General features: G+C 73.9%; 1 protein-coding gene. It reads right to left on the bottom strand.

All coding sequences use genetic code 11. The features are described from left to right. Positions 1–329, bottom strand: a 329-nt coding sequence (locus QWY29_RS19975; protein WP_439117459.1) for a glutamine amidotransferase-related protein, incomplete at both ends; no start/stop codon positions are given.

Below are 329 nucleotides of genomic sequence, written 5' to 3' on the forward strand. Positions count from 1 at the left end.
ACCATGCACTGCAGGCCCAGGCACAGCCCGAGGGTGGGGATGCCGGGGGTGCGGGTGTAGGTCAGGGCGCCGAGCTTGCCGTCGAGGCCGCGGATGCCGAAGCCGCCGGGCACGCAGACCGCGTCGACGTCGCTGAGGTGCTTGGCGGCCCCGGCCGGGGTCTGGCACTCGTCGGAGGGGGTCCAGCGCAGGTTGACCTTGGCGCTGTGGGCGAAGCCGCCGGCGCGCAGCGCCTCGGCGACCGAGAGGTAGGCGTCGGGCAGGTCGACGTACTTGCCGACGAGGCCGACGGTGACCTCCTCCTCGGGGTGGTGCACCCGCTCGAGCAG

The sequence above is a fragment of the Nocardioides abyssi genome, assembly GCF_030412915.1.
GTDB classification, from domain to species: Bacteria; Actinomycetota; Actinomycetes; order Propionibacteriales; family Nocardioidaceae; genus Nocardioides; species Nocardioides abyssi.